Raw genomic sequence first — 816 nt, 5'->3', positions numbered from 1 at the left:
ATTTACATAAGAGACAACAGGCACTCCAGGATATTTTTCTTTAAATAATCTTACATCTTTTCCAGTTATAGAAGATGACAACGAACATCCTGCATCCATATCTGGTAAAAGAACTTTTTTGTTTGGACTCATTAGTTTTGCAGTTTCAGCCATAAAATGTACACCTGCCATTACAATTATATCAGCTGAAGTTTTAGATGCCTCAATTGCTAATGCCAAAGAATCAGCTGAAAAGTCAGCCACACCATGATAGATTTCTGGAGTTTGATAATTGTGCGCAAGAATAACTGCGTTTTTTTCTTTTTTTAATTCATTAATTTTATGAATATAGGGTGCATGCACTGACCACTCAATTTCAGGCACTACTTTTGAAATTTTTTTATAAATCGAAGCTGTTGCTTGTTGGACTTCTTGTGTAAATTCCATGCCGCAACTTATCAATTTGAAAGATAAATGTCATTCATTTATTGTGAGGCATATTGCGGTCGTGCTGAAATTGGTAGACAGGCACGGTTGAGGGCCGTGTGGACTTAGTCCATGAGAGTTCGATTCTCTCCGACCGCACCAAATTATTTAATTTTTTATGATTTAATCCAACTAGGCTTTATTATTTTAAAAGATGCATTTTTAGAAGTATAGTCTAAATTTTCATTAAAATTATCATCTAAATATTTAACTAAAGCAAAAGGAAAATCTTTTTCTATCAATATTTTTCCTATTTCAATTTCATTATTATAAATTATCTCATCTTGATGAAGTTCACCTTTGGTTACCTGAATTGGTAATAATCTTTTAGATAATTTATTTTTTAATTTA

2 protein-coding genes and 1 tRNA gene are annotated in these 816 nt (G+C 31.4%); 1 reads left to right on the top strand and 2 read right to left on the bottom strand.

From position 1 onward, the window contains the following. The coding region (nadA, locus tag AC1QQ2_RS14585) for a quinolinate synthase NadA (protein ID WP_479713689.1) at positions 1-426 on the bottom strand (426 nt) is incomplete at its 3' end. A 55-nt stretch (positions 427-481) separates the two neighbouring features. On the opposite strand from nadA, the gene AC1QQ2_RS14580 reads away from it, so the two are divergent. Further along, a tRNA-Leu gene (locus AC1QQ2_RS14580) sits at positions 482-567 on the top strand. Between the two features lie 14 nt (positions 568-581). On the opposite strand, the gene AC1QQ2_RS14575 is transcribed toward AC1QQ2_RS14580, so the two are convergent. Then, positions 582-816, bottom strand: a 235-nt coding sequence (locus tag AC1QQ2_RS14575; protein ID WP_479713688.1) for a hypothetical protein, incomplete at its 5' end; no start/stop codon positions are given.

It is taken from the genome of Aestuarium sp., assembly GCF_023253315.1.
Classification (GTDB): domain Bacteria; phylum Pseudomonadota; class Alphaproteobacteria; order Rhodobacterales; family Rhodobacteraceae; genus Marivivens; species Marivivens donghaensis.
Note: the sequence above shows the minus strand (reverse complement) of the source record. Positions and strands in the feature narration are given on the sequence as shown.